20 protein-coding genes are annotated in these 20,750 nt (G+C 71.1%); 9 read left to right on the plus strand and 11 right to left on the minus strand.

Annotated elements, in window-relative coordinates:
• Window positions 1-19: 19 nt before the first annotated feature.
• Window positions 20-541 (minus strand): VOC family protein, encoded by a 522-nt coding sequence (locus tag O3438_RS13635; protein ID WP_269680328.1) that lies wholly within the window; start codon window positions 539-541, stop codon window positions 20-22.
• A 49-nt stretch (window positions 542-590) separates the two neighbouring features.
• Here O3438_RS13635 and O3438_RS13640 point away from each other — a divergent pair, with 49 nt between their 5' ends.
• Window positions 591-1,052 carry a MarR family winged helix-turn-helix transcriptional regulator gene (locus O3438_RS13640; protein ID WP_269680329.1) on the plus strand — a complete coding sequence of 154 codons (462 nt, stop codon included), beginning with the start codon at window positions 591-593 and terminating at the stop codon, window positions 1,050-1,052.
• 57 nt (window positions 1,053-1,109) lie between these two features.
• The gene (locus tag O3438_RS13645) at window positions 1,110-2,684 is read left to right on the plus strand and encodes a tetratricopeptide repeat protein (protein WP_269680330.1); all 1,575 of its coding nucleotides are present in this window, start codon (window positions 1,110-1,112) and stop codon (window positions 2,682-2,684) included.
• A 371-nt stretch (window positions 2,685-3,055) separates the two neighbouring features.
• Here O3438_RS13645 and O3438_RS13650 read toward each other — a convergent pair whose 3' ends face one another.
• Window positions 3,056-4,444, minus strand: a complete 1,389-nt coding sequence (locus O3438_RS13650; protein ID WP_332367495.1) for a sensor histidine kinase — start codon at window positions 4,442-4,444, stop codon at window positions 3,056-3,058.
• Between the two features lie 68 nt (window positions 4,445-4,512).
• A complete protein-coding gene (locus O3438_RS13655; RefSeq protein WP_269680331.1) occupies window positions 4,513-5,169 on the minus strand; it encodes a response regulator transcription factor in 657 nt (218 codons plus the stop codon).
• A gap of 95 nt (window positions 5,170-5,264) precedes the next feature.
• Here O3438_RS13655 and O3438_RS13660 point away from each other — a divergent pair, with 95 nt between their 5' ends.
• Window positions 5,265-6,428, plus strand: a complete 1,164-nt coding sequence (locus O3438_RS13660) for a LolA family protein (protein ID WP_269680332.1) — start codon at window positions 5,265-5,267, stop codon at window positions 6,426-6,428.
• A gap of 58 nt (window positions 6,429-6,486) precedes the next feature.
• Here the strand turns inward: O3438_RS13660 and O3438_RS13665 are convergent, their stop codons facing one another.
• On the minus strand, window positions 6,487-7,122 hold the full coding sequence (locus tag O3438_RS13665) for an SGNH/GDSL hydrolase family protein (RefSeq protein ID WP_269680333.1): 636 nt from the start codon (window positions 7,120-7,122) through the stop codon (window positions 6,487-6,489).
• A 147-nt stretch (window positions 7,123-7,269) separates the two neighbouring features.
• On the opposite strand from O3438_RS13665, the gene O3438_RS13670 reads away from it, so the two are divergent.
• Window positions 7,270-9,561 carry a HelD family protein gene (locus O3438_RS13670; RefSeq protein WP_269680334.1) on the plus strand — a complete coding sequence of 764 codons (2,292 nt, stop codon included), beginning with the start codon at window positions 7,270-7,272 and terminating at the stop codon, window positions 9,559-9,561.
• A gap of 58 nt (window positions 9,562-9,619) precedes the next feature.
• Here O3438_RS13670 and O3438_RS13675 read toward each other — a convergent pair whose 3' ends face one another.
• Window positions 9,620-10,039, minus strand: coding sequence for a hypothetical protein (locus O3438_RS13675; protein WP_269680335.1), 420 nt, complete (start codon window positions 10,037-10,039; stop codon window positions 9,620-9,622).
• Window positions 10,040-10,232: 193 nt separating this feature from the next.
• On the opposite strand from O3438_RS13675, the gene O3438_RS13680 reads away from it, so the two are divergent.
• On the plus strand, window positions 10,233-12,275 hold the full coding sequence (locus O3438_RS13680; RefSeq protein ID WP_269680336.1) for a glycerophosphodiester phosphodiesterase family protein: 2,043 nt from the start codon (window positions 10,233-10,235) through the stop codon (window positions 12,273-12,275).
• A gap of 178 nt (window positions 12,276-12,453) precedes the next feature.
• On the plus strand, window positions 12,454-12,831 hold the full coding sequence (locus O3438_RS13685; RefSeq protein WP_145784774.1) for a hypothetical protein: 378 nt from the start codon (window positions 12,454-12,456) through the stop codon (window positions 12,829-12,831).
• Between the two features lie 67 nt (window positions 12,832-12,898).
• On the opposite strand, the gene O3438_RS13690 is transcribed toward O3438_RS13685, so the two are convergent.
• The 4 genes from O3438_RS13690 to O3438_RS13705 all read right to left on the minus strand — a co-directional run bounded on the left by O3438_RS13690 (window position 12,899) and on the right by O3438_RS13705 (window position 16,304).
• The gene (locus tag O3438_RS13690) at window positions 12,899-13,849 is read right to left on the minus strand and encodes a sporulation protein (RefSeq protein WP_269680337.1); all 951 of its coding nucleotides are present in this window, start codon (window positions 13,847-13,849) and stop codon (window positions 12,899-12,901) included.
• A 212-nt stretch (window positions 13,850-14,061) separates the two neighbouring features.
• A complete protein-coding gene (locus O3438_RS13695; RefSeq protein ID WP_269680338.1) occupies window positions 14,062-15,090 on the minus strand; it encodes a HEAT repeat domain-containing protein in 1,029 nt (342 codons plus the stop codon).
• A 123-nt stretch (window positions 15,091-15,213) separates the two neighbouring features.
• A complete protein-coding gene (locus tag O3438_RS13700; RefSeq protein ID WP_269680339.1) occupies window positions 15,214-15,435 on the minus strand; it encodes a DUF397 domain-containing protein in 222 nt (73 codons plus the stop codon).
• On the minus strand, window positions 15,432-16,304 hold the full coding sequence (locus O3438_RS13705) for a helix-turn-helix domain-containing protein (protein ID WP_269683640.1): 873 nt from the start codon (window positions 16,302-16,304) through the stop codon (window positions 15,432-15,434). Before O3438_RS13705 ends, O3438_RS13700 begins: the two co-directional genes overlap by 4 nt.
• A 331-nt stretch (window positions 16,305-16,635) precedes the next feature.
• Between O3438_RS13705 and O3438_RS13710 the strand changes: the two genes are divergently transcribed.
• The 3 genes from O3438_RS13710 to O3438_RS13720 all read left to right on the plus strand — a co-directional run bounded on the left by O3438_RS13710 (window position 16,636) and on the right by O3438_RS13720 (window position 17,782).
• A complete protein-coding gene (locus O3438_RS13710; protein ID WP_269680340.1) occupies window positions 16,636-16,893 on the plus strand; it encodes a DivIVA domain-containing protein in 258 nt (85 codons plus the stop codon).
• A gap of 74 nt (window positions 16,894-16,967) precedes the next feature.
• A complete protein-coding gene (locus O3438_RS13715) occupies window positions 16,968-17,228 on the plus strand; it encodes a hypothetical protein (protein ID WP_269683641.1) in 261 nt (86 codons plus the stop codon).
• Between the two features lie 23 nt (window positions 17,229-17,251).
• Window positions 17,252-17,782, plus strand: a complete 531-nt coding sequence (locus O3438_RS13720; protein ID WP_269680341.1) for a hypothetical protein — start codon at window positions 17,252-17,254, stop codon at window positions 17,780-17,782.
• Window positions 17,783-17,946: 164 nt separating this feature from the next.
• Here the strand turns inward: O3438_RS13720 and O3438_RS13725 are convergent, their stop codons facing one another.
• A complete protein-coding gene (locus tag O3438_RS13725) occupies window positions 17,947-18,723 on the minus strand; it encodes a DeoR/GlpR family DNA-binding transcription regulator (RefSeq protein WP_269680342.1) in 777 nt (258 codons plus the stop codon).
• Between the two features lies 1 nt (window position 18,724).
• Window positions 18,725-20,740: a beta-galactosidase gene (locus O3438_RS13730; protein ID WP_269680343.1), complete on the minus strand. Its 2,016-nt coding sequence runs from the start codon at window positions 20,738-20,740 to the stop codon at window positions 18,725-18,727.
• Window positions 20,741-20,750: the final 10 nt, after the last annotated feature.

Consider the following 20,750-nt stretch of genomic DNA (forward strand, 5'->3'; position numbering starts at 1 on the left):
CGTTCTACCTCACGACCGATCACGCGGGGACGGAGATCCCCACCCCACCCTTGGTCTGCCCGCCGTAGCGCTGCCGCTCGGCGTCCAGGTCGAGCCGGGTGATCTGCTTGCGGGCAGCGATGGCGCTGTCATCGAGCAGGTCGGCGGGGATCAGCCAGACGATCTCGAACTCCAGACCGTCCGGGTCCTTGCCGTAGAGGCTCTTGGTGGTGCCGTGGTCGGAGGTGCCGACCAGCGCACCGGCGGCGGCGAGCCGCTCGGCGGTGGCGGCCAGTTCGTCGAGGGTGTCCACCTCCCAGGCGAGGTGGTAGAGGCCGACGGTGGACCGGCCGGCGGTGGACCGCCCGGCGCCGGCTCCGACCTCGAACAGACCGAGGTCGTGGTCGTTGGTGGAGTCGGGCGCTTGAAGGAAGGTGGCGCCGCGGAAGCCGTCCGGGGTCATCGCCACCGCACGGAAGCCCAGCACGTCGCTGTAGAACGCGACGCTGCGGGCGAGGTCACTGACGTAGAGGACCGCGTGGTTGAGCCGGTGAATACCCATGCCCCGATGCTAGCGCGATTTTGTTGAGCGTTCAACTATCTGGGGTATGATGGCGGTCATGACGCGCTGGTTGGACCCCGACGAGCAGCGCACGTGGCGCGCGTACCTCACCGCGTCGCGGGCGCTGATGGACACTCTCGACCGCGAGCTGCAACGCGACGCGGGCATGCCGCACGCCTACTACGAGATCCTGGTCCGCCTCTCCGAAGCGCCGGGTCGGCAACTACGGATGAGCGAGCTGGCCGAGGCCGCCGGGTCGTCACGCAGCCGTCTCTCGCACGCCGTGGCCAGGCTGGAGACCGCCGGCTGGGTGCGCCGGGAAGACTGCCCCACCGACCGACGCGGGCAGATCGCGCTGCTCACCGACGAGGGTTTCGCCACCCTCGCGGCCGCCGCCCCCGGCCACGTCGAGGGGGTACGCCGGCACCTGTTCGACGCGTTGAGCCCCGCCCAGGTGGACCAACTGCGGCGGATCAGCGAGACATTGGCCGAGCACCTGACCGGATCCTGACCAATCGACACCGGCGCGGGTCTTGTACTTACCGTCGTCGGATGAGCACGATGGGGCGTGTCTTCCGGCTTCGGTGAACTGACTGATCAAGCGCACGACCTCGTGTCGTCTGGCGATCTGGCCGGCGCGCAGCAGCTCCTCTCCGACGCGCTCACCGACGCCGACCCCCGCCCTGCCAACGCCACCACGGAGCTGGCCGAGGCCGCGAGCCTCCAGGCGCGGGTGTTGGTGGCCCTCGGCGAGCCGCACTCCGCCCGGGGCTGGGCCGCCTTCGCGTACGCGGCCACGACCCGGCTGCACGGCCGCTCCGACCCGCGCACGGTGGCCGCCGCGGCAACCCTGGCGGCCGTGCTGCACCGGGTTGGCAGCCATTCCCGAGCTGCCCGGCTCTACCAGGAAGTCATCATCGAGCTGACCGCGCAGGACGGCCCCGAATCCCTGCGGGTGCTCGCCGCGCACGCCGACCTGGCCACCGTGGAGTACGCCCGCGGCCAGTGCACGGTGGCCCGTGACCGGCTCCAGGACGCCTGGGAACTGCACCGCGAGGTGTACGGCGACGGGCATCCCAGCGGCATCAAGATGCTGGCGCGGCTCGGGGCGATGCAGCGTGACTGCGGGCAGTTCACCGAGGCACACGACAATCTGGCGCTGGCCCGCGAGCTGTGCCGGCAGCACCTGCCGGCGGACGACCCGCTGGCGGCGCAGGTGGCGGCCCTGGCCCGGGCGGCGGCCAATCCCGACCACGTGTGCACCGACAACCCGCCGACCGACCGGGACACTCCGGTCGTGCCAGCCGCCCGCGTCCCACCCCAGGACGACAACCCGGCCGAGGCCGGCCATCTGCCAACGCCTCCGCCACACCACGCCGCGACGATGGCGGCCGGCGGGGCGGTGCCGAACCCCCGAGCGCCAGCCGACGAACCCGTCGGGACGGCGGGATGGCCACCGGAGCCGGCGAGGGAGCCCACGCCGTACCCCAGGGAAGCCCCGGTGCCCCCGTCGGTGGTCGGGCTGGCCGGCGGCACCGAGGAGCAGTCCGGGGTGTACCGGCTGCGCCGACCGCCCGCGCCGGCCGACCCGTACGCGCCACTGGAGCCGTACACCCCGTCCCGGCTGCTGCCGGTGCCGGTGCACCGCGCGCCGCCGACGCAGCGCAACCGGCTGGTGCCGGTGTTGGTGGCCGGCGTGGTCGTGGTGCTGCTCGGCGCGGCTGCGGTGATCGCCGGGGTGGCCCGGGTCGGCGGCGACGACGAGCCGACCCCGCCGCCGGCCACCGGCTCCCCCACCGCCGCTCCACCGGCCAGCACCGCACCCGCCCCGACCGTCAGCCCGCCCACGTCAGGTGCTGCCGCGGCACCGATCGGTAGTCCCCCGGGCACGGTGACGTTGCGCGACAGCCGGGACAGCATCGTGTTGAACTGGACCTACCCCACCGGCAGCGAGGGCCCGGTGGTCATCGCGGGTGGTCGCACCGGCCAGGACCGCAACGTCTTCGCGACCCTGCCCGCCGGCACCACCAACTACGTGATCTACGCCCTCAACCGCACCAACGACTACTGCTTCACCGTCGCGGTCGTCTGGTCCACCGATACCGTCGCGAGCTCCGAGCAGGTCTGCACCCGCCGCCGCTGACCCCGCCGCGCTCACCGGCGGCCGCCGACCCGGCCGCCGAGCCCTCACCAGCCGGCCCGGCCAGCGACGCCCGGCCAGCTGCGCCCTGCCGACCCACGCCCTGTCGCCCTCACTCAGCGTGGAGCACCTGCCGACGAGCCCGCCGTCACACCCAGTAGCGTCCAGCGCACCCCCATCACACGCCTCAACCCGCCTTTGCTGTGCTTACCAATACGCACCATCACGGCTGAACAGGTGAAACGTCGCGGCAAGCGTTGCGGCGCACGCGCGGCGAGCATCACACTGGGTAGCTGTCGCATCCGCGGGTGCAAAGCAAAGGGTCGCCGGTGGGTGGATGGGGGGTCCGTCGCCGTCACGGAATGTCAATGCCGTCACGGCCCGTTCGGATGTGGCCCACGGCTGTCCTCGATGGCTACCGCCGGCAGCAGCAGGCGCACCCGCAGCCCGCGCTGCTCTGGCCCGTCGGTCAGGGCGATGCTGCCGCCCGCTCGCCGCACCAGCTCCCGGACGATGGCCAGCCCCAGGCCGGCGCCCCCGTCGTCGCGGGCGCGGCCGTCGTCGAGCCGGGTGAACCGGTCGAAGACCCGTTCCCGGTCCGCGACCGGGATCCCCGGGCCGTCGTCGGTCACCGTCACCAGGTGGTACGCCCCGACACCCGGCCCGATCGCAGGCCCTGCCGTCGAGGTCGCCCCGGCCGCGAGCTCGACAGCGCTGTCCGCGTGCCGGACCGCGTTGTCGACCAGATTGGCCAGCACACGACGCACCTCGTCGGCGTTGCCGGTCGTCCACAGCGGGCCGGGGGGCAGCTCCACCCGGACCGGTGGCGACGGGTAGCGGGCGGCGACCTCGGCCAGCAGCGCGCCCAACTCCACCGGGCCGACCCCTCGACCTGGTGGCGCTTCGTCCAGGCGGGCCAGCAGCAGGAGGTCGTCCACCAGACGACTCAACCGGTCGGTGTCGGCGAGCAGGTTGGCGGTCACCGCCGTCCAGTCCGTCCGGTCGGCGAGGCGCTCGGCCACCTCCAACTCGGTCCGGATGTTGGTCAACGGGCTGCGCAGCTCGTGTGCGGCGTCGGAGACGAATGCCCGCTGACGGATCCGGGCGGATTCCAGCCGGTCCAGCATGCCGTTGAGGGTGACCGCCAACCGGTGGATCTCGTCGGCGGAGGCGGGCACCGGCAACCGGCCGGCGCCAGCCCGTCCGGTGATCTCCTCCGCACCTCGGCGCAGCGCCTCGACCGGCCGCAGAGTCGCGCCGACCACCCGCCAGGCCACCGCGGCCAGCACAGCCACCAGCAGCGGGAACGCCACCAGCAGGATGGTCCGGACCACGTGGGTGCTGTGCCGCACGTCGGCCATCGAACGGGCGACCAGCACGGTGAGCGGGTCCGCCGCGGTGCCGACGGGCACGGCGACCACCCGGACCGGGCCGGCCAGCCCGACCCGCTCCGCCGGCACCTCCAGTCGCTGCCGACGGTCGTGGTCGAGCCGTTCCGGGCGGACCATCGGCACCAGCCGGTCGGCATCGATCGAGGCGGCCCTGATCCGCCCCTGCGCGTCGACGACCTGGACACGCACCTGACCGCCGGCCACCGGCAGCGGATCGGGTAACGCGTCCTCGGCGGCGAGCAGGGCGACCGCGTCGGCGGTCCGGAACGCCTCGGTGTCGACAGTTCGCTGGAGCACGAAGCCGAGCGCGCCGAGCAGCACCACCCCGCCGAGGGCGAGCCCTACCGTGAGGCCGAGCACTCCGATCGCCATGAGCCGGCCCCGCAGACCGAGCACCGGCATCCAGCGGTTCCCCGCCCGGCGGCCACCCGCCGGGCTGGTCACGTCGCCAGCCGGTAGCCGGCACCCCGGATCGTCTCCAGCCGGTCGCGGCCGAGCTTGCGACGCAGGTAGCCGATGTACACCTCGACGGCGTTCGGCGCGGTCTCCACGCTCGCGTCCCAAACGTGGTCCAGCAACTCGGTCTTGGAGACGACCTGGCCGGGTCGGCGCATCAGGTAGTCCAGCAGCGCGAACTCCCGCCCGGTCAGGGCCACCTCGGCGTCGGCCCGGGTCACCTGTCGACGGGCCGGGTCCAGTCGCAGGTCACCGACGGCCAGCACCACCGGGCGTTCCGGCGCGCCCCGACGCAGCAGCGCCCGCAGCCGGGCCAGCAGCACCACGTACGAGAAGGGTTTGGTCAGGTAGTCGTCGGCGCCGCAGTCGAGGCCGTCGGCCTGGTCGTACTCGCCGTCCTTGGCGGAGAGCATCAGCACCGGCAACCAGTGCTGCTCCGCCCGCAGCCGTCGGACCAGCTCGTAGCCGGAGAGGCCGGGCAACATCACGTCGAGGATCATCGCGTCGTAGCCGCCGTGCCGGGCCGCGTCGAGGCCGGCCGGGCCCGTCCCCGCCACGTCCACAGCGAACCCCTCGGCCTGCAGGCCACGTTGCAGGGCGGCCGCCAACCGGGCCTCGTCCTCCACCACCAGCAAGCGCACCACCCAAGAGTGCCACCCGGGTCAATCGTGACGGTCCGGCTTCCTCAGCACGCTCACAGGACCAAGAGGGCACGATGTACGCAGGAGGTGTCACCATGTCCGTCCTGAGGAGCCGTCCCGTCCTTCGTTGGCTGGTCCCCGCCACCGCGGCCGTCGCCGTCATCGGCGGTGGCGCGGCGGTCGGCACGTTCGCCGCCGAAGCCGAGCCGAGCCTGCCCCCACGCACCGCGGCCCAACTGCTGGTCGACCTGCAGACGTCCCGGCTGGAGGGGTTGTCCGGGACCGTCGTGCAGCGCGCCGACCTCGGCCTGCCGCCCCTCGTCGGTCTGGTCCCCGGCAACGAGCTGACCACCATGCTGACCGGCACGCACACCCTGCGGGTCTGGTATTCCGGCCCGGACCAGCAGCGGGTCGCGCTGCTGGACACCCTGGGCGAACAGGACGTGATCCGCAACGGCCGGGACCTGTGGACCTGGCAGAGCCGCACCAACACCGCCACCCACCGCACCCTCGGCGGGGATCTCGGGGCCGGAAAGCCGACTCCCGAGCAGGCAGCCAACCTCCCGGCAACCCCGCAGCAGGCCGCCGACCTGGCGTTGGGAGCGGTCGACCCGAGCACCGAGGTCAGCGTCGGCCGGTCGGCGACCGTCGCCGGCCAGGACGCGTACGAGCTGGTGCTCCAGCCTCGGGACCGGGCCTCACTGGTGCACCAGTTGCGGATCGCCATCGACGCCAAGCGGCACGTGCCGCTGCGCTTCGAGGTGCTCGCGAAGGGCAGTGACCGGCCGGCGTTCGAGGTGGCCTTCACCCAGGTCGACTACCGCCGCCCGGACGCCGACCAGTTCACCTTCAACCCGCCGCCCGGCGTGACGGTCACCGAGGAGAAGGCCGAAGCGCCGACGGCCGGTAAGCCCGGTCACTCCGTACCGCCGGCGGCTGGTAAGCCTGGTCACGCCGGCCCGGCGGGTGACCCGAAGGTCCGCGCGGTGGGCTCCGGCTGGACGACGGTGCTGGTCGCCCACCTCGACGGGCCGCTCGCGGGCGCGAAGGCCCCGGCGAAGCAGGCAGCGCCGGCCGCCGGCTCGGTGCCGGACGTCGACGTGTCGACGTTCCTCGGCGGGCTGGCGGCCGTCAACGGGGACTGGGGCAGCGGCCGGCTCCTCACCAGCAAGCTGTTCAGTGTGCTGCTCACCGACGACGGCCGGGTGCTCGCCGGCGCCGTCACTCCGGAGCGGCTGTACGAGGCCGCCCGCAGCTGATCTGCGGTGTCAACGCCGGGTCGACCTGACGGTCGGCCCGGCGTTCCGCTGCCCGGCGTCAGGAAGCGGTGGTCGCGCCGAGGGCGTCGAGGTAGGCGTCGGCGAGGACCGCGTGACCGGGCAGGTGCGGGTGTACGCGGTCGTCGGCCCAGCGCTTCGCCGGGCTCACCGCCAGCACCCGGTCGAACGCCGCCTGGTTGGCCACGTGCACCGCGTCGAACTCGACGGCCAGCCCCGCCACGACCGCCGCGTACCGGTCGGTGTCGGCGCGCTGCGGGACGTTGCGATCGGCCTCGATGAAGAACGGGTCACCGAGGATCAGTCGGCATCCGGTGGCGTCGACCGCCCGACGGAGCAGGTCGCGCAGGGTGCGCTCGTACTCCTCGATGCCGACGGCCTCATCCGGCCGGTCACCGTAGTGGCGCCAGATGTCGTTGATGCCGATCAGCACCGCGAGCCAGTCGGGGCGCTCGGCGATGGCGTCGTCATCCCAGCGGGCGGCCAGGTCCCGTACGGTGTTGCCGTTCACACCCCGGTTGACCCATTCCAACCGCAGCTCGGGGTGCCGTGCGTCCACCAGTGCGCGCACGAGGCTGACATAGCCGTTTCCGTAGGGCGCGGCGTTGTCACGTCGACCACAATCGGTGATGCTGTCGCCGATGAAGACCACCCGTTGACCGGTCCGCAGGATCATCCGCCGCCACCTCGCGATCACCGGCGCGCCAGCCCCGACCGGCTTGGTGAGAACCGGCGGGACGCGCTATCTTCAACAGTTCGAGGGCACAAAAAAGAACGGCTGAAAGCCGTTCCTGCAAAGGATTCTAATCTTTAGGGAGACGGCTTGTCAAGGCACTCCGGCGGTTCCGGCGAATTGCCGCTCGACGACGAGATCGGTCGCGAGCAGGAGTACGTCTCGATGCTCTACGACCGGCTGGACGGGTTGCGTGAGCAGGCCGCCGACCGGCTCACCGCCGAGCTGCGCAACACCGGCGGGACCCTCCAGGACCGCTCGCAGCGCGACAGCTCGGTAGCGATGTACGCCGATCAGGTCGAACAGTTCTCCGCCGTGGAGAACGGGCTGTGCTTCGGCCGCCTCGACGGTGACGACGACTCCCGCCACTACATCGGCAGGATCGGCATTTTCGACACCAGTGGCGACTACGACCCGTTGCTGATGGACTGGCGGGCCCCCGCCGCCCGCCCGTTCTACCTCGCCACCGCCGCGAACCCGCAGGGCGTACGTCGACGCCGGCACCTGCGCACCCGGCAGCGCAAGGTGACCGGGCTCAACGACGAGGTGCTCGACATCGACACCGCCTCCCCCGGTGGCCACGAGGAGCTGACCGGTGAGGCGTCACTGCTCGCCGCGCTCAACGCGGGTCGTACCGGGCGGATGCGCGACATCGTCGAGACCATCCAGGCCGAACAGGACGAGATCATCCGCGCGGAACTGCCGGGCGTGATGGTCGTCCAGGGTGGGCCGGGCACCGGCAAGACCGCCGTCGCGCTGCACCGGGCGGCGTACCTGCTCTACACGCACCGACGGGAACTCTCCAGCCGGGGCGTGCTGCTGGTCGGCCCGAACGCGACCTTCCTGCGCTACATCTCCCAGGTGCTGCCGACGCTGGCCGAGACCGGCGTGCTGCTGCGTACCCAGGGTGATCTCTTTCCGGGTGTGAGCGCCCAACGCGCCGAGCCCGCCGAGACGGCCGCGTTGAAGGGCCGGGCGGTGCTGGCCGAGGTGCTGGCGCTGGCCGTGCGGGACCGACAGTGGGTGCCGGACGAGCCGTTGGAGATCGAGGTCGAGCGGGAGACGCTGACCCTGGACCCGGAGACGGTGCGTACCGCCCGGGACCGGGTACGCCGCACCGACCGGCCGCACAACCTGGCCCGTGCGTTGTTCGACGTGGAGATCGTGCACGCGCTCGCCGAGCAGGTGGCCGAACGGATCGGCGCCGACCCGCTGGGCGGGGACAACCTCCTCGACGAGGCGGACCGGGCCGAGATCCGGCGGGAGCTGCGGGAGGAATCGGAGATCCAGGCCGCGCTCGACCGGCTGTGGCCGGTGCTGACCCCGCAGCGGCTGCTCGCCGACCTGTACGCCGACCCGGACCGGATCGCCGCCGCCGCGCCGATGCTGACCGACGACGAGCGCGCGCTGCTGCGGCGCGAGCCGGGTGGCTGGACGCCGGCCGACGTACCGCTGCTGGATGAGGCCGCCGAGCTGCTCGGCGAGGACGAACGGGCCGCCGCCGCCCGGCGCGACCGCATCCGCATGATGGAACGGGAGTACGCCGAGGGTGTGCTGGAGATCGCCCGGGGTTCCCGTTCGATCGACGTCGAGGACGAGGCCGAGGGCGGTGAGATCCTCGGCGTGACCGACCTGATCGACGCCGACCGGCTGCTGGAGCGGCAGGAGGAGGCCGACCGTCTGACCACCGCGCAGCGGGCCGCCGCCGACCGGACCTGGGCGTTCGGGCACGTGATCGTGGACGAGGCGCAGGAGCTGTCGCCGATGGCCTGGCGGTTGCTGATGCGCCGCTGCCCGAGCCGGTCGATGACGATCGTCGGTGACGTCGCGCAGACCGGCGCGCTCAGCGGCACGCCCTCCTGGGCGGACGCCCTCGCCCCGTACGTCGCGCGGCGGTGGCGGTTGACCGAGTTGACGGTCAGCTACCGCACGCCCGCCGAGATCATGGCGGTCGCCGCCGACGTGTTGGCCGAGATCGACCCGGCGCTGCGTCCGCCGCGCTCGGTGCGCGAGAGCGGCGTACCCCCGTGGGACCGGACGGTGCCCGACGAGCAGTTGGCGGCCGAACTGGTCGCCGAAGCCACCCGCGAGGCCGCCGGGCTGACCGACGGTCGACTCGGCGTGCTCGTGCCGGCCGGACGGGTGGGCGAGTTGGGCGCGGCCGTCACCGCCGCCCTGCCGGAGGCCGCCGTCGGCGAGCATCCGGAGTTGGAGAGCCGGGTGGTGGTGTTGACCGTCGCGCAGGCCAAGGGGCTGGAGTTCGACTCGGTGCTGGTCGTCGACCCGGACCGGATGGTGGCCGAGTCACCCCGGGGCCGCAGCGACCTGTACGTGGCCCTGACCCGCGCCACCCAACGCCTGGGCGTCCTGCGCCCCAACTGACCGGGTACGCGCTGCCCCCGTCGACGGGTCCGTCGACGGGGGCAACCCGGCCGGTCAGTCAGTCCGGGGACCGGTCCTGGATGGACTTCGCTGGGCCGGTCGCCGACGTGGACTGGTCGCTGGTGCCGCCGCCCCTCGGGGTGCTCAGGCCACCTGTGGTGGCGTCGCCGGTGGTCGTCGGGGCCACCGTGCCCGAGTGTCGCTCGGGTTGGCGGGCCACCCGGCGTACGCTCGCCGGCCCGGCGGTGCCACCGGTGGTGGTAACCGCGCCCTGACCGCCGACCGGGCCACCGTCGCGCAACACCTGCGGGTCGATCCGTTCCTGCGCCGGGTCGAGTGGGTCGTCGCGCTGGATCTGGCTCTCCACATCGGTGCGGGGCACTGTCACCTCGTCGAGGGCGCCCTTGCCGTACACACCGCCGGCGATCCGGTCCTCGGCCTCGCGGGCGGCGTTCTGCCGCATGTCGTCCTCACGCACGTCCATCACCTCGCAGAAGCTGTGGAACTGACTGCGTGCCCGGCCACCGGCCGGCCAAACCCGGGCTGACCGGTAAGGGTCGTCCACGGCGGTTCACCGGTACGCCGTCCACTGGCCGCCTTCCCGCCGCGCGAGATGTCCATGCTGTCCGGCGACCGGTGGGAGATGCCCGCCGGCAGGAGGGGATGACAGCGTGCGCACAGTACGCCGTACCGCCGTCGCGGCTGTGGTGGCCGCGACGGTGACGACCGGGCTCGCGGTGCCCGCCCAGGCGAAGCCGCGACCGGACCGGACATTCGACGTGCAGGCCCACCGGGGCGGCCTCGGGCTGCGGGTGGAGAACACCCTCGCCTCCTTCGGCAACGCCCTTCAACTCGGGGTGACCACCCTCGAACTGGACGTGCAGATCACCGAGGACGGTCAGGCCGTCGTCACCCACGACCGGAAGATCAGCGGCGCCAAGTGCGTCGACACCACAGCGGTGACGCCCGGCGACGCGGAGTTCCCGTACGTCGGCAAGTACATCAACACGCTCACCCTCGCCCAGGTGCGCACGTTGGACTGCGGGTCGAAGACCCTCGCGGACAAGCCGGGGCAGGTCGCCGCCCCGGGCGCCCGGATGCCGTTGCTGCGTGAGGTCTTCGCGCTGGTCAACCGCTACGGGGCGAAGGACGTGAAGCTCAACGTCGAGACCAAGGTCGAGGCCGGAGCGCCCACCGAGACCGCCCCCCGCGAGCAGTTCGTCCGGGTCACCGCGGCCGAGATCCGCGCCGCCGGGCTGCTCAAGCAGGTCACCATCCAGAGCTTCGACTGGGGTGCGCTGATGCGCATGCGCCAGGTCGAGCCGAAGCTGCCGCTGGTCGCCCTGACCAACTACGACTTCCTCCAGACCGGCAAGCCCGGTGCCTCACCGTGGCTGGGCGGGCTGGACATCGACGACTTCGGCGGCGACCCGATCGCGGCGATCCGTAGCTTCGGCGCCAGCGCCTTCTCGCCCGTGCACGGCATGCCGCAGAACGGCACTGTCACCGACCCCGGCTACCAGCCGTACGTCACCAAGGAGATGGTCGCTCAGGCGCACCGCTACGGGATCAAGGTGATCCCGTGGACCGTCGACGACGTGCCGACCATGGCCAAGCTCATCGACGACGGCGTGGACGGCATCATCACCGACTACCCGGACCGGCTGCGCGGCCTGCTGGCGCAGCGCGGCTACCGGCTTCCGAAGGCGTACGCGTCGCCGTTCGACATCCAGGCGCACCGGGGCGGTCGGGCCACCCGGCCGGAGAACACCCTGCCGGCGTTCGCGAACGCGCTGTCCAACCGGGCCATCTCGACGCTGGAACTGGACACCGGCGTGACCGCCGACGGCAAGCTCGTGGTGCTGCACGACCGCACTGTCAACGGGTCGCACTGCGTCGACACCAAGCCGGTGCGCCGCAACGACCCGAAGTTCCCGTACGTGGGCAAGCCCGTGCACGAACTGACCCTCGCGCAGCTCAAGACCGTCGACTGCGGCACGAAGACGCTGCCGGAACTGCCCGCGCAGGTACCCGCACCGGGTGCCCGGATCCCGACCCTGGACGAGGTCTTCGCCCTGGTGAAGGCCAGTGGCCGTAGTGACATCGGAATGAACATCGAAACGAAGATCAGCCCGGTGGTGGACGACACCGAGCCGTACCGCAGCTTCACCCGCAAGCTGGTCGACGCGATCCAGCGCGCCGGCTTCACCAACCGGGCCACCATCCAGTCGTTCGACTGGCGCACCATTACCTACGCCCGCCAGCTCGACCGGCGGATCGGCACTGTCGCGCTGGTCTGGCAGTACGGGCCGTCCGAGTGCGCGACGCTCGCCGACGAGTGCTCGTTGCAGGCGGCGTACGGCGACCCGTCGGTGAAGAGCCCGTGGACCGGCGGGCTGGACTGGTGGAAGTACCGGGACCTGGGCAAGCTGACCCGGGCCGCCGGCGCCGGCACGGTGTCGGCCAACTGGCAGGTGCACGACCCGAAGCAGGGCACTGTCGCCTCGGCCGACTGGTACCTGCGGGAGAACCCGGCATACTTCCACGGACCGGACGTCCGGACCCTTCAGACGCGGGACGACCTGAAGGTGATCCCGTACACCGTCGATGACGCGGCGGTGATGCAGCGGGTCATCGACCTCGGTGTCGACGGCATCATCACCGACGACCCGGACCTGTTGGTGAGCGTGGCCGTCCGCAACGGCCTGCGCTGACCCGACGAACACCCGATCGCCGGCCGGATTTCTCCGGCCGGCGATCGGTGTTACCTGCTCCCTGGCCTCGGGTAGTCGGGGGTTGTCCCCGCCACGAAAGCGAACCGTGCCGTGGCCGAAACGCGGTAGCGGGGCGAGGGAATGCAGGTACGACTCATCGCATCCTGAGGAGGACCAGATGAGCACGCAGGCTGCTTCCACCCGGCCGATGAACCGGCCCATGAACGACCCGCAGAACCCCGCTCAGATGCGGGACATGCAAACCCAGCAGATGCCGGTGATGCATGACGGGCGCCGCAACGACATGCAGGCACCCGGTACGGAGACCAAGCAGGCGTTCAAGACCACCGAGTTCTGGATCTACCTGATCGCGGTGGCCGCCGTACTGGGCGCGTCGCAGGTCGTCGGGCAGAACTCGGCTGGGGTGGACATCTTCCGGGCCGACAACGCCTGGTTCCTGATCACCCTGCTGACGTTGGGCTACCTCGGTAGCCGAGGCCTGGCCAAGGCCGGCAGCAACCACCGCAGCAGCGAGGAGCGTAAGGCCCGGCACTAACCGGTCCGCAGCTCACAGTGGCCTCCGGGAGACTCTCCCGGAGGCCACTGTCGTCGTGTGTGGACGACTACTCGTCGCCGCCGAAGTCGCCGAAGTCGCCCTCGAACGCGTCCTCGATCATCTCGCCGGCGATTATCCCGCCTGCGACACCGAGCGCTGCGCCGGCCACCATGCCGCCCATGCCCATGCCGCCCCGGCCGTGACCGTGACCGTGGCTCGGGCCGTACTGCGAGCGGAGGCTGCCGTAGCGGGACGTCGTCTCACGCAGCCAACCGTCGACGACCTGCGCCCAGTCGACGCGGTCGACGTCGGCGTGCGACACCTGGTAGCGGCCGAACGCGTCGTGCCCGGCGCTGAGGAAGCCGCCACGCTTGTCGCACTCCAGGATGACCTCGACGCCGTACTGGCTGGTCACGAAGGTCAGCTCGACCTCACGGATCGTGTTCGCGTACTGCGGGGAGGCGAAGAACTCGATCTCCTGGTAGAACGGCAGCGTCTGCTGCACCCCCCGGATGTGACCGCGCTCCAGGTCGGCGCTCTTGAACCGGAAACCGAGGCGCTGGAACGCCTCCAGGATCCGCTCGTGCACCGGCAGCGGGTGCACCGCCACGTGGTCCAGGTCGCCCTTGTCGACGGCGCGGGCGATGGCCAGCTCGGTGCGCAGACCCATCGTCATGCCGTGCAGGCGCTGCCCGTACACGTCGGTGATCGGGGTTTCCCACGGAATCGGCAGCTGGAACGGGATCGACAGCTGCTGCTTCGGGGCGAGCTGCAACGGGCCGCTGACCACCATCCGGTGGAACTCCATCGTGCCCGCGTACTCGGCGTCGTGTCCTTCGACCTCGACCCGGGTGACCAGGCCGATCACCACCTGCTCGATGGCTGCCTCGGCATCGCCACCGACCAGGTTGACCTGCCCGTCGAGGGTCAGGCCGGGCCGGGTGTTGGGGTTGGTCAGCACGGTGTCCACGCTGGGACCGCCCACGCCGAACGCGCTCAACATCTTCTTGAAGACCATCGGAACTCCTGTGCGACAGCCGACCGATCCAGGATGGAGTCGGACGTTCACTCACCGCGCACCCTATCCAGAACCCCTGTGAGATGGCTGTGAAGCGCGCGGGGCTGGGCCTCGCGCCGGCAGGTTCCGCGCCAGTTCGCCGATGTGGCGGTATCCGTCGCACGGGTTACCGCCACATCGGCGAGCTGGAGTGGATCATCGTCGGGCGCGGCTCACGCCGAGGTGACGTCTGCGATCACCAGGTCGGCCGCCCGCTCGGGGTCATTCTCGGCCCGCCGGAGCAACCCGTCGACCCACCAGTGGCCGGACAGGTCCGCTCCGTCGGTGACGTCGAGGTAGAGGCCGAGGTCGCACCGCTCACCGAAGACGGCGACCTCCAGGTCGGGCCGACGCCGGTGGACGGCGTGCAGAAGCAACCACGCCGACTCGTCACGCCGGGCGCGCAGCAGCGGGTCACACTCGCGCAGCGCCTCGGCGACAGCGTCCACGCCGGGACCGAAGCCGTCCAGCAGTGGTAACAACGACGGGTCGCCCAGGTACGCGGCGGCCCGGAAGGTGAGCGGGTGGACCTCGTCCTGGGCGAGCAGGTCGCGTACCAGGGGAAGCGCCCGGGGATCCCGCCGCCGCGCCAGACCCCGCGCGCCCTCCGCGCGTACCTCCGGGTGGGTGTCCTGGGTACGGTCCCACAGCGCCTGCCGGACGGCTCCCCCATCGGCGGTGCTGACGAAACCCAGGCCGAACGTGGCCCACTCCCGGACCTGCGGATCGGAGTCGGTGCACAGCTCGATCAACACCGCCTCGCCGGCCGCCACCGGCGGATCGTCGAGCACCGCCGGCACCGCCACCGCGACCTGGAAACGCACGTCAGAGTCCGGGCTGCCCGCGAGGGCCACCAGGGTCGGCAGGGCCCGGGCGTCGAAGGTGTCGCCGAGGGCGCGCGCGATCGACCAGTGCACCTCGGGGTCGGACTCGTACGCCGCCAACCGGATCAGGGCGGTGGCGACCTCTTCGCGCAGGTCCATGTGTCGGCTACTCGTCGCGCCGAGCAGGTCGCAGGCCGCCGCGCGAACCACACGGTCAGGATCCGAGAGTTTGCCGACAGCCAGCCCGACGGCCTCCGCGCCCGAGTCGGCGGCGCGACGAAGCAGGTCGGACCCGTCGTCGGAGTCGCCCGACTCGACGACGCCACGCAGGCGCTGCACCGCCTGGTCGAACAACTCCGCCACCTCGTGCGACTTCACCGCCGGATGGTGCCACACCAGATGATCGACGGCTGGGCCGTTCTCGCCGTGATCAACTCGGGTTCCCGAGAACTGCGGTGTCCGAGCGACCGGGACACCCCGGTTTCCAGGAAGCCGAGCCGATCAGGGGTGGGTGCGGGCGAATACGCCGTCTTTCACCCCGGTGACGAACGCGGTCCATCGATCGGCGCTGTAGACGAGGGTGGCCGCCGCCCGATCCTTGCTGTCGCGTACCGCCACCCGACCGGACCCATCCAGCACCGGCCCCGCCTCGACACAGTTGCCGCCGTTGTCCGGACTTCTGGTGCTGACGTGCCAGGCCACGCTCGGCATGGACTCGCTCATGACAGCTCCTCCGCGAGTGCTGTTATCAGCTTCGCCGACTCGCTCACGCTGAGTGCGGCCTCCCTCAGGCGATCGTACGCGCGGACGTATCGCAAAGCATTGCCCGATTCGAGGAACAGACGCCCACCGAGCGTTTCGGCGTGGGCTACATCGGGATACGGAGCTGGCATTTTGAAGAGCCAGAACGTCCCGTCCAACCCGGCGTGCAGCCCGAGGGTCAGTGGGACGATGCGGATCTCGATCGTTGGTCTCGCCGTCGACCTCGCCAGGTGGCTCAGTTGCGCGGCCATCACGCTCCTGCTCATCACCGGCCGCCGTAACGCCGACTCCTCGATGATGACGGCCAGCCTGGTCGGTGACGGCCCGTCCAGGAGCCGCTGCCGGTCGATCCGTAGTTGAACCCACCTTCGGATTTCCACCTCGCCGGCTGAACTTGGCTCCGCGTTTCTGATGACCGCCTCGGCGTAGTCACGCGTCTGAAGCAGGCCGGGTATCAGCAGTGACGCATAGGTGCAGACCTGTTCAGCTCTCGACTCCAGCCAGGGGAAGTCGATGAACGAGGTGTCGTAGATCGTCTTGTCGAAGCCGCTGTCCCAGCGGTCCACGCGCCAGGCATCCTGGGCGAGCTGGATCATCCGCTCCCGCTCGCCCTCGTCATAGACGCCGTAGAGGTCGAGTAACGCGATGACCAGATCCCGCCGGAACGGCCACTCTGCCCTCTCGTAACGGGCCAGCGACGAGAAGTCACGCTCAAGATACTGGGCGACGTACTTGAGGGTCAGCCCACGCTGCTCGCGCAGCTCGCGCATCTGCTGGCCCAGCCACTGAGCTCGAAGCGTACGGACGAACGGCTCCCTGTTCGCGACCATGACCACCTCTCGGAGTATCCCGTCAGGGAATCTGTTGGTGTCGTTGCACCAATGCCGAAGCCACTGGAAACGTGGCCTGCGGGTGAGGGTGATCGCCGGCCCCCGGGGACGCCCGGTGCTAACACGGCAACCGCGGCTGTGCCAACAGCCGAGAAGGTGACGAGAGACGGCTTCGCGAGTGGCAGTCGCATACCGGCTCTCGTCGGGTCTCAACTGGAGCGTCGGGATGTGCGATTCCCGGCTCCGAACCGACTTGACGAATAACTACCACGGGAAAGGGCGCTCCCGCGACCCTGACCCGCCCGCCGATTCACGACGCGCGAGGTGACGAATGACCCGAGGCACGCTCTACGACGGCACGCGGCTGGCGCGGCTGCACCCGAGTCAGGTGCGCGACCGGCAGTTCTCCACTGTCGGCTTCGGCCGCCGGGGTCTCGACCCCCGGGAGGTACGGCGGTTTCTGCACCGCGTCGCGTTGGAGTTGGCGACGCTGCATCACGATGTCGCTCGGCTCGGCGAGGAGAACGCGCGGATCAAGCGGGCGCTACGCGACTGGCAGAGCGCCTGGTCCGAGCGGCGTCAGGCATGAGCCCGGGCTGGGAGCACCAGTACAGCGGGCTCTTCACGCCGCTGCCGCGCTTCGCCGTCGAGGCGTACACCGAAATGGTGGAGCCGACGCCCCGGTACGTGATTCATCTGCCGGTGGTGGTCGCCGACCTGGCCGGGGCCCTGGACCTGGCCCGGACGCTCGCTCGCGCGCTGGCCTCGATGCCGCAGGTCGACGTCGGCGGTAGCACCGTCTCCGCCGAGGACGCGCAGCGCGTACGACATTGGGTGTTCTGCGACCGGGTCATGCCCGACCGCCGCCGGTGCGCGCGGCAGGCCGACCACGACGACGCCTGCTCGCCTGTCGACGACCCCTGAACCGACGTCTAATCTCGTGGGCGATGAAAACGGGCAGACGGGCACGTGCGGCCGCGCTCGCTGCGGCAGTCGTGCTGCTGGGGGTGGTCGGATGCGACACGGCAGCGGTGGACGAGACGCGTGGATGTCAGGAGCAACGGCAGGCCGATGAGGCGAAGGTCCGGGTCGGCCGCTGGGAGTGGCCGGAGGAGCTTCCGCTCATCGGCGAGTATGCGGAGATTCACTGGCAGGCGCGCGCCTTGGGCAATCCGTGCTCACGGGTTCCGGGCCCGACGGACTGGGAATACCAGGGCGTCATCGTTCTCCGTCCCGAGGACGCGCGCACGCTGGCCGAACGGTTCGAGTTCGTTCCGTTCGCATCTATCGACCCGGCTGAGCTGACTCACTCGCACACGCCTAGGGACGTGCGACCGGACCTCGTAGCGTTCCTCCCGGCCAACCCCGAATGGCTGCACAGTCAGACCTACAACGAGACACAGCCGTCGCCACGCAGGCGTGTGGTGTTCCTGGATCTGCAGCATCACACGCTGCTGTTCATGTTGAACGACAACTAGTCGGCCCTCGCCGCCTCCTCGCGCGAGGTCGCCACCGGCCGCGCGCCAGATCGCCGATGTGGCGGTATCCGTCGCGCGGGATACCGCCACATCGGCGACATGGAGTCGATCAACCATGCGTGGCTCAGGCCGGACCGAGTCGATCAAGGTCCGGGCTGCGGCGTCTAGTCGACCTCCACGACGACCAGCTCGCCGACCTGTTCGCCGATCGTGGTGCGGGCCTCGGCCGGCAGACCGGCGTCGGTGATCAGGACGTCTGCGGCTTCCAATGGGGCGATGGTGGCGATCCCGATGGTCTCCCACTTGGTGTGGTCGGCGAGGACCACGAGCCGGCGGGCGGCACCGATCAGGCATCGGTTGACCCCGGCCTCCAGCAGGTTGGGCGTGGTGAAGCCGGTGCGCGGGCTGAGCCCGTGCACGCCGAGGAAGAGCAGGTCGACGTTGAGCGCGCTGATCGCCGCCTCGGCGACCGGCCCGGTCAACGCGTCCGACGGGGTGCGGATGCCGCCGGTCAACACGACTGTCTGATCGGCGCGCGGGTTCTGGTAGAGCGCGTCGGCCACCGGGATCGAGTTGGTCACCACTGTCAGTCCGCGTACGTCGGATAGCAACGTCGCCAACGCGGCGGTCGTGGTGCCGGCGGAGAGCGCGATGGCCATCCCCGGCTCCACCATCCGCGCGGCCCGCTCGGCGATGGCCCGCTTCTCCGCCTGCTGCCGGATCGACTTGGCCGCGAAGCCGGGCTCCTCGGCGGAACCCGGCCCGGCGAGCGTCGCGCCGCCGTGCACCTTGTCCACCAGGCCGCGCTCGGCCAGCACCTCGAGGTCGCGTCGGATGGTCATGTCGGATACGCCGAACCGGCTGACGAGCTGACTCACCCGCACACCGCCGCGTTGGCGGATCAGGTCGAGGATGGCGGTCTGCCGCTGCTGGGCGAGCACCTCAGGGAACCTCCTTCACAGCGGAGGCATCGGCCCGGGCCTCTCGGACGACTGCCACCTCACCGGCCGGCACTGTCAGCTCACCGGCACACGGTGCGCCGGTCAACAACTCGACGCCGGCCGCCGGGAGCCGTACCTCCGCGTCGGTGTGGTTGAGCACGAACAGCCAGGTGCGGTCGCCGTCGCGTCGGCGTACCACTTCCACACCCGTCGGCGCCGGCGCGGCCGGTCGGACGCCGGCCTCGTCGACGAGCCGGGCGACCAGCCGGTCGGTGGCCGGCTCGTCCAGCCGGGTGCCGACGTACCAGGCGGCACCGTCGCCGACCCGGTGCCGGGTCAGCGCCGGCACACCCGGCAAGGGCCCATCGGTGTACGACGCCAGCACCTCCGCGCCCTCGGTGTGCAGCCATTCGGTCCACACGTCGGCGGTGCTCCCGTCGTCCAGCCGGACCTGCTCGCCCTCGCGCAGCGGGAAGAACTCCTCGGTCCGTACGCCGAGCAGCTCCCGGAATGCGCCGGGGTAGCCGCCCAGCCGGATGTGGTCGTTGGCGTCCACGATGCCGCTGAAGTAGGTGACGGCGGCGGTCCCGCCGCCCTCGACGTAGCGGTGCAGGGCCTCGACGTCGGCGTCCCGGACCAGGTAGAGGGTCGGTGCCAGGACCAGCCGGTAGCCGCTGAGGTCGGTCGACGGGTGCACGATGTCGGCGGTCACGCCGGCCCGCCACAGTGCGCCGTACAGGGCGTTGAGTCGGTCGGCGTAGGTCACGTCGACGCTGGGGTGCGAATCCAACCCGACCCCCCACCATGCCTCCCAGTCGAACAGGATCGCCACGTCGGCGTCGACCCGACTGCCGCGTACCTCGGCGAGGGCCTTGAGGTCCGCGCCGAGCTGACAGACCTCGCGGAACACCTTGGTGTCCGGCCCGGCGTGCGGCACCAGCGCGGAGTGGAACTTCTCGGCGCCGGCCCGGGAGGCGCGCCACTGGAAGAACAGCACCCCGTCCGCGCCGCGGGCGACGTGGGACAGGCTGTTGCGGCGCAGTTGGCCGGGCAGCTTGGCCGCGTTGCGCGGTTGCCAGTTGACAGCGCTGGTGGAGTGCTCCATGAGCAACCACGGCGCACCGCCGGCGACGCCCCGGGTCTGGTCGGCGGCGAGCGCCAGCCCCAGGTGCCCCTGTGGGTCGGCCGCGTTCAGGTAGTGGTCGTTGGACACGAGGTCCACGTCGTGCGCCCAGGAGTGGTAGTCCATGTTCTTGGCCATGCCGATCATGAAGTTGGTCGTGATCGGTTGGCGGACCAGCGTCGTCAACAGCTCGCGTTCGGCGCGCAGCTGGGCCCGCTGCTCGTCGGAGGAGAAGCGCAGGAAGTCCAACTGCTGCGTGGGGTTGGCGAAGGTCGGGGCGGTGCGCGGAGGGTTGATCTCGGCCCAGTCGCCGTAGCGCTGGCTCCAGAACGCGGTGCCCCAGGCGTCGTTGAGCCGGTCCAGGTCGCCGTAGCGCTCCCGCAGCCAACTGCGGAACGCCTCGGCGCTGACGTCGCAGTAGCAGTGCACGTTGTGGCAGCCCAGCTCGTTGGAGACGTGCCACATCACCACGGCGGGGTGCTCGGCGTACCGGCCGGCGACCGCCCGCACCAACTCCAACGACCGCTCCCGGAAGACGGGGGAGCTGGGGCAGTACGCCTGTCGGCCACCCGGCCAGAGGATCGCGCCGTCGGCGCGGCGGGGCAGCGTCTCCGGGTGGGCGCGGGCCAGCCACGGCGGTGGGCTGGCGGTGGCGGTGGCCAGGACGACGTGGATGCCGCCGTCGTGCAGCAGGTCCAGCACCCGGTCCAGCCAAGCGAACTCGAACCGGCCCGGCGTGGGCTCCAGCAGCGCCCAGGAGAAGATCCCGACGGAGACCAGGTTGACGCCGGCCCGGCGCATCAACTCGACGTCTTCCGACCAGGTCTGCTCGGGCCACTGCTCGGGGTTGTAGTCGCCGCCGAAATAGATGCCGTCACCCTGCCATCGCCGCATGACAGCTGAG

Source organism: Micromonospora sp. WMMC250 (genome assembly GCF_027460215.1).
GTDB classification, from domain to species: domain Bacteria; phylum Actinomycetota; class Actinomycetes; order Mycobacteriales; family Micromonosporaceae; genus Micromonospora; species Micromonospora taraxaci.

What these genes read in the sequence shown, in the direction of transcription:
- O3438_RS13700 (WP_269680339.1), bottom strand. Translation starts at nt 15,435, where the DNA reads ATGAGCGAGTCCATGCCGAGCGTGGCCTGGCACGTCAGCACCAGAAGT.
- O3438_RS13660 (WP_269680332.1), top strand. Translation starts at nt 5,265, where the DNA reads ATGTCCGTCCTGAGGAGCCGTCCCGTCCTTCGTTGGCTGGTCCCCGCC.
- O3438_RS13705 (WP_269683640.1), bottom strand. Translation starts at nt 16,304, where the DNA reads ATGGTCGCGAACAGGGAGCCGTTCGTCCGTACGCTTCGAGCTCAGTGG.
- O3438_RS13640 (WP_269680329.1), top strand. Translation starts at nt 591, where the DNA reads ATGGCGGTCATGACGCGCTGGTTGGACCCCGACGAGCAGCGCACGTGG.
- O3438_RS13715 (WP_269683641.1), top strand. Translation starts at nt 16,968, where the DNA reads ATGGTGGAGCCGACGCCCCGGTACGTGATTCATCTGCCGGTGGTGGTC.
- O3438_RS13665 (WP_269680333.1), bottom strand. Translation starts at nt 7,122, where the DNA reads ATGATCCTGCGGACCGGTCAACGGGTGGTCTTCATCGGCGACAGCATC.
- O3438_RS13730 (WP_269680343.1), bottom strand. Translation starts at nt 20,740, where the DNA reads ATGCGGCGATGGCAGGGTGACGGCATCTATTTCGGCGGCGACTACAAC.
- O3438_RS13635 (WP_269680328.1), bottom strand. Translation starts at nt 541, where the DNA reads ATGGGTATTCACCGGCTCAACCACGCGGTCCTCTACGTCAGTGACCTC.
- O3438_RS13685 (WP_145784774.1), top strand. Translation starts at nt 12,454, where the DNA reads ATGAGCACGCAGGCTGCTTCCACCCGGCCGATGAACCGGCCCATGAAC.
- O3438_RS13710 (WP_269680340.1), top strand. Translation starts at nt 16,636, where the DNA reads ATGACCCGAGGCACGCTCTACGACGGCACGCGGCTGGCGCGGCTGCAC.
- O3438_RS13690 (WP_269680337.1), bottom strand. Translation starts at nt 13,849, where the DNA reads ATGGTCTTCAAGAAGATGTTGAGCGCGTTCGGCGTGGGCGGTCCCAGC.
- O3438_RS13720 (WP_269680341.1), top strand. Translation starts at nt 17,252, where the DNA reads ATGAAAACGGGCAGACGGGCACGTGCGGCCGCGCTCGCTGCGGCAGTC.
- O3438_RS13650 (WP_332367495.1), bottom strand. Translation starts at nt 4,444, where the DNA reads ATGGCGATCGGAGTGCTCGGCCTCACGGTAGGGCTCGCCCTCGGCGGG.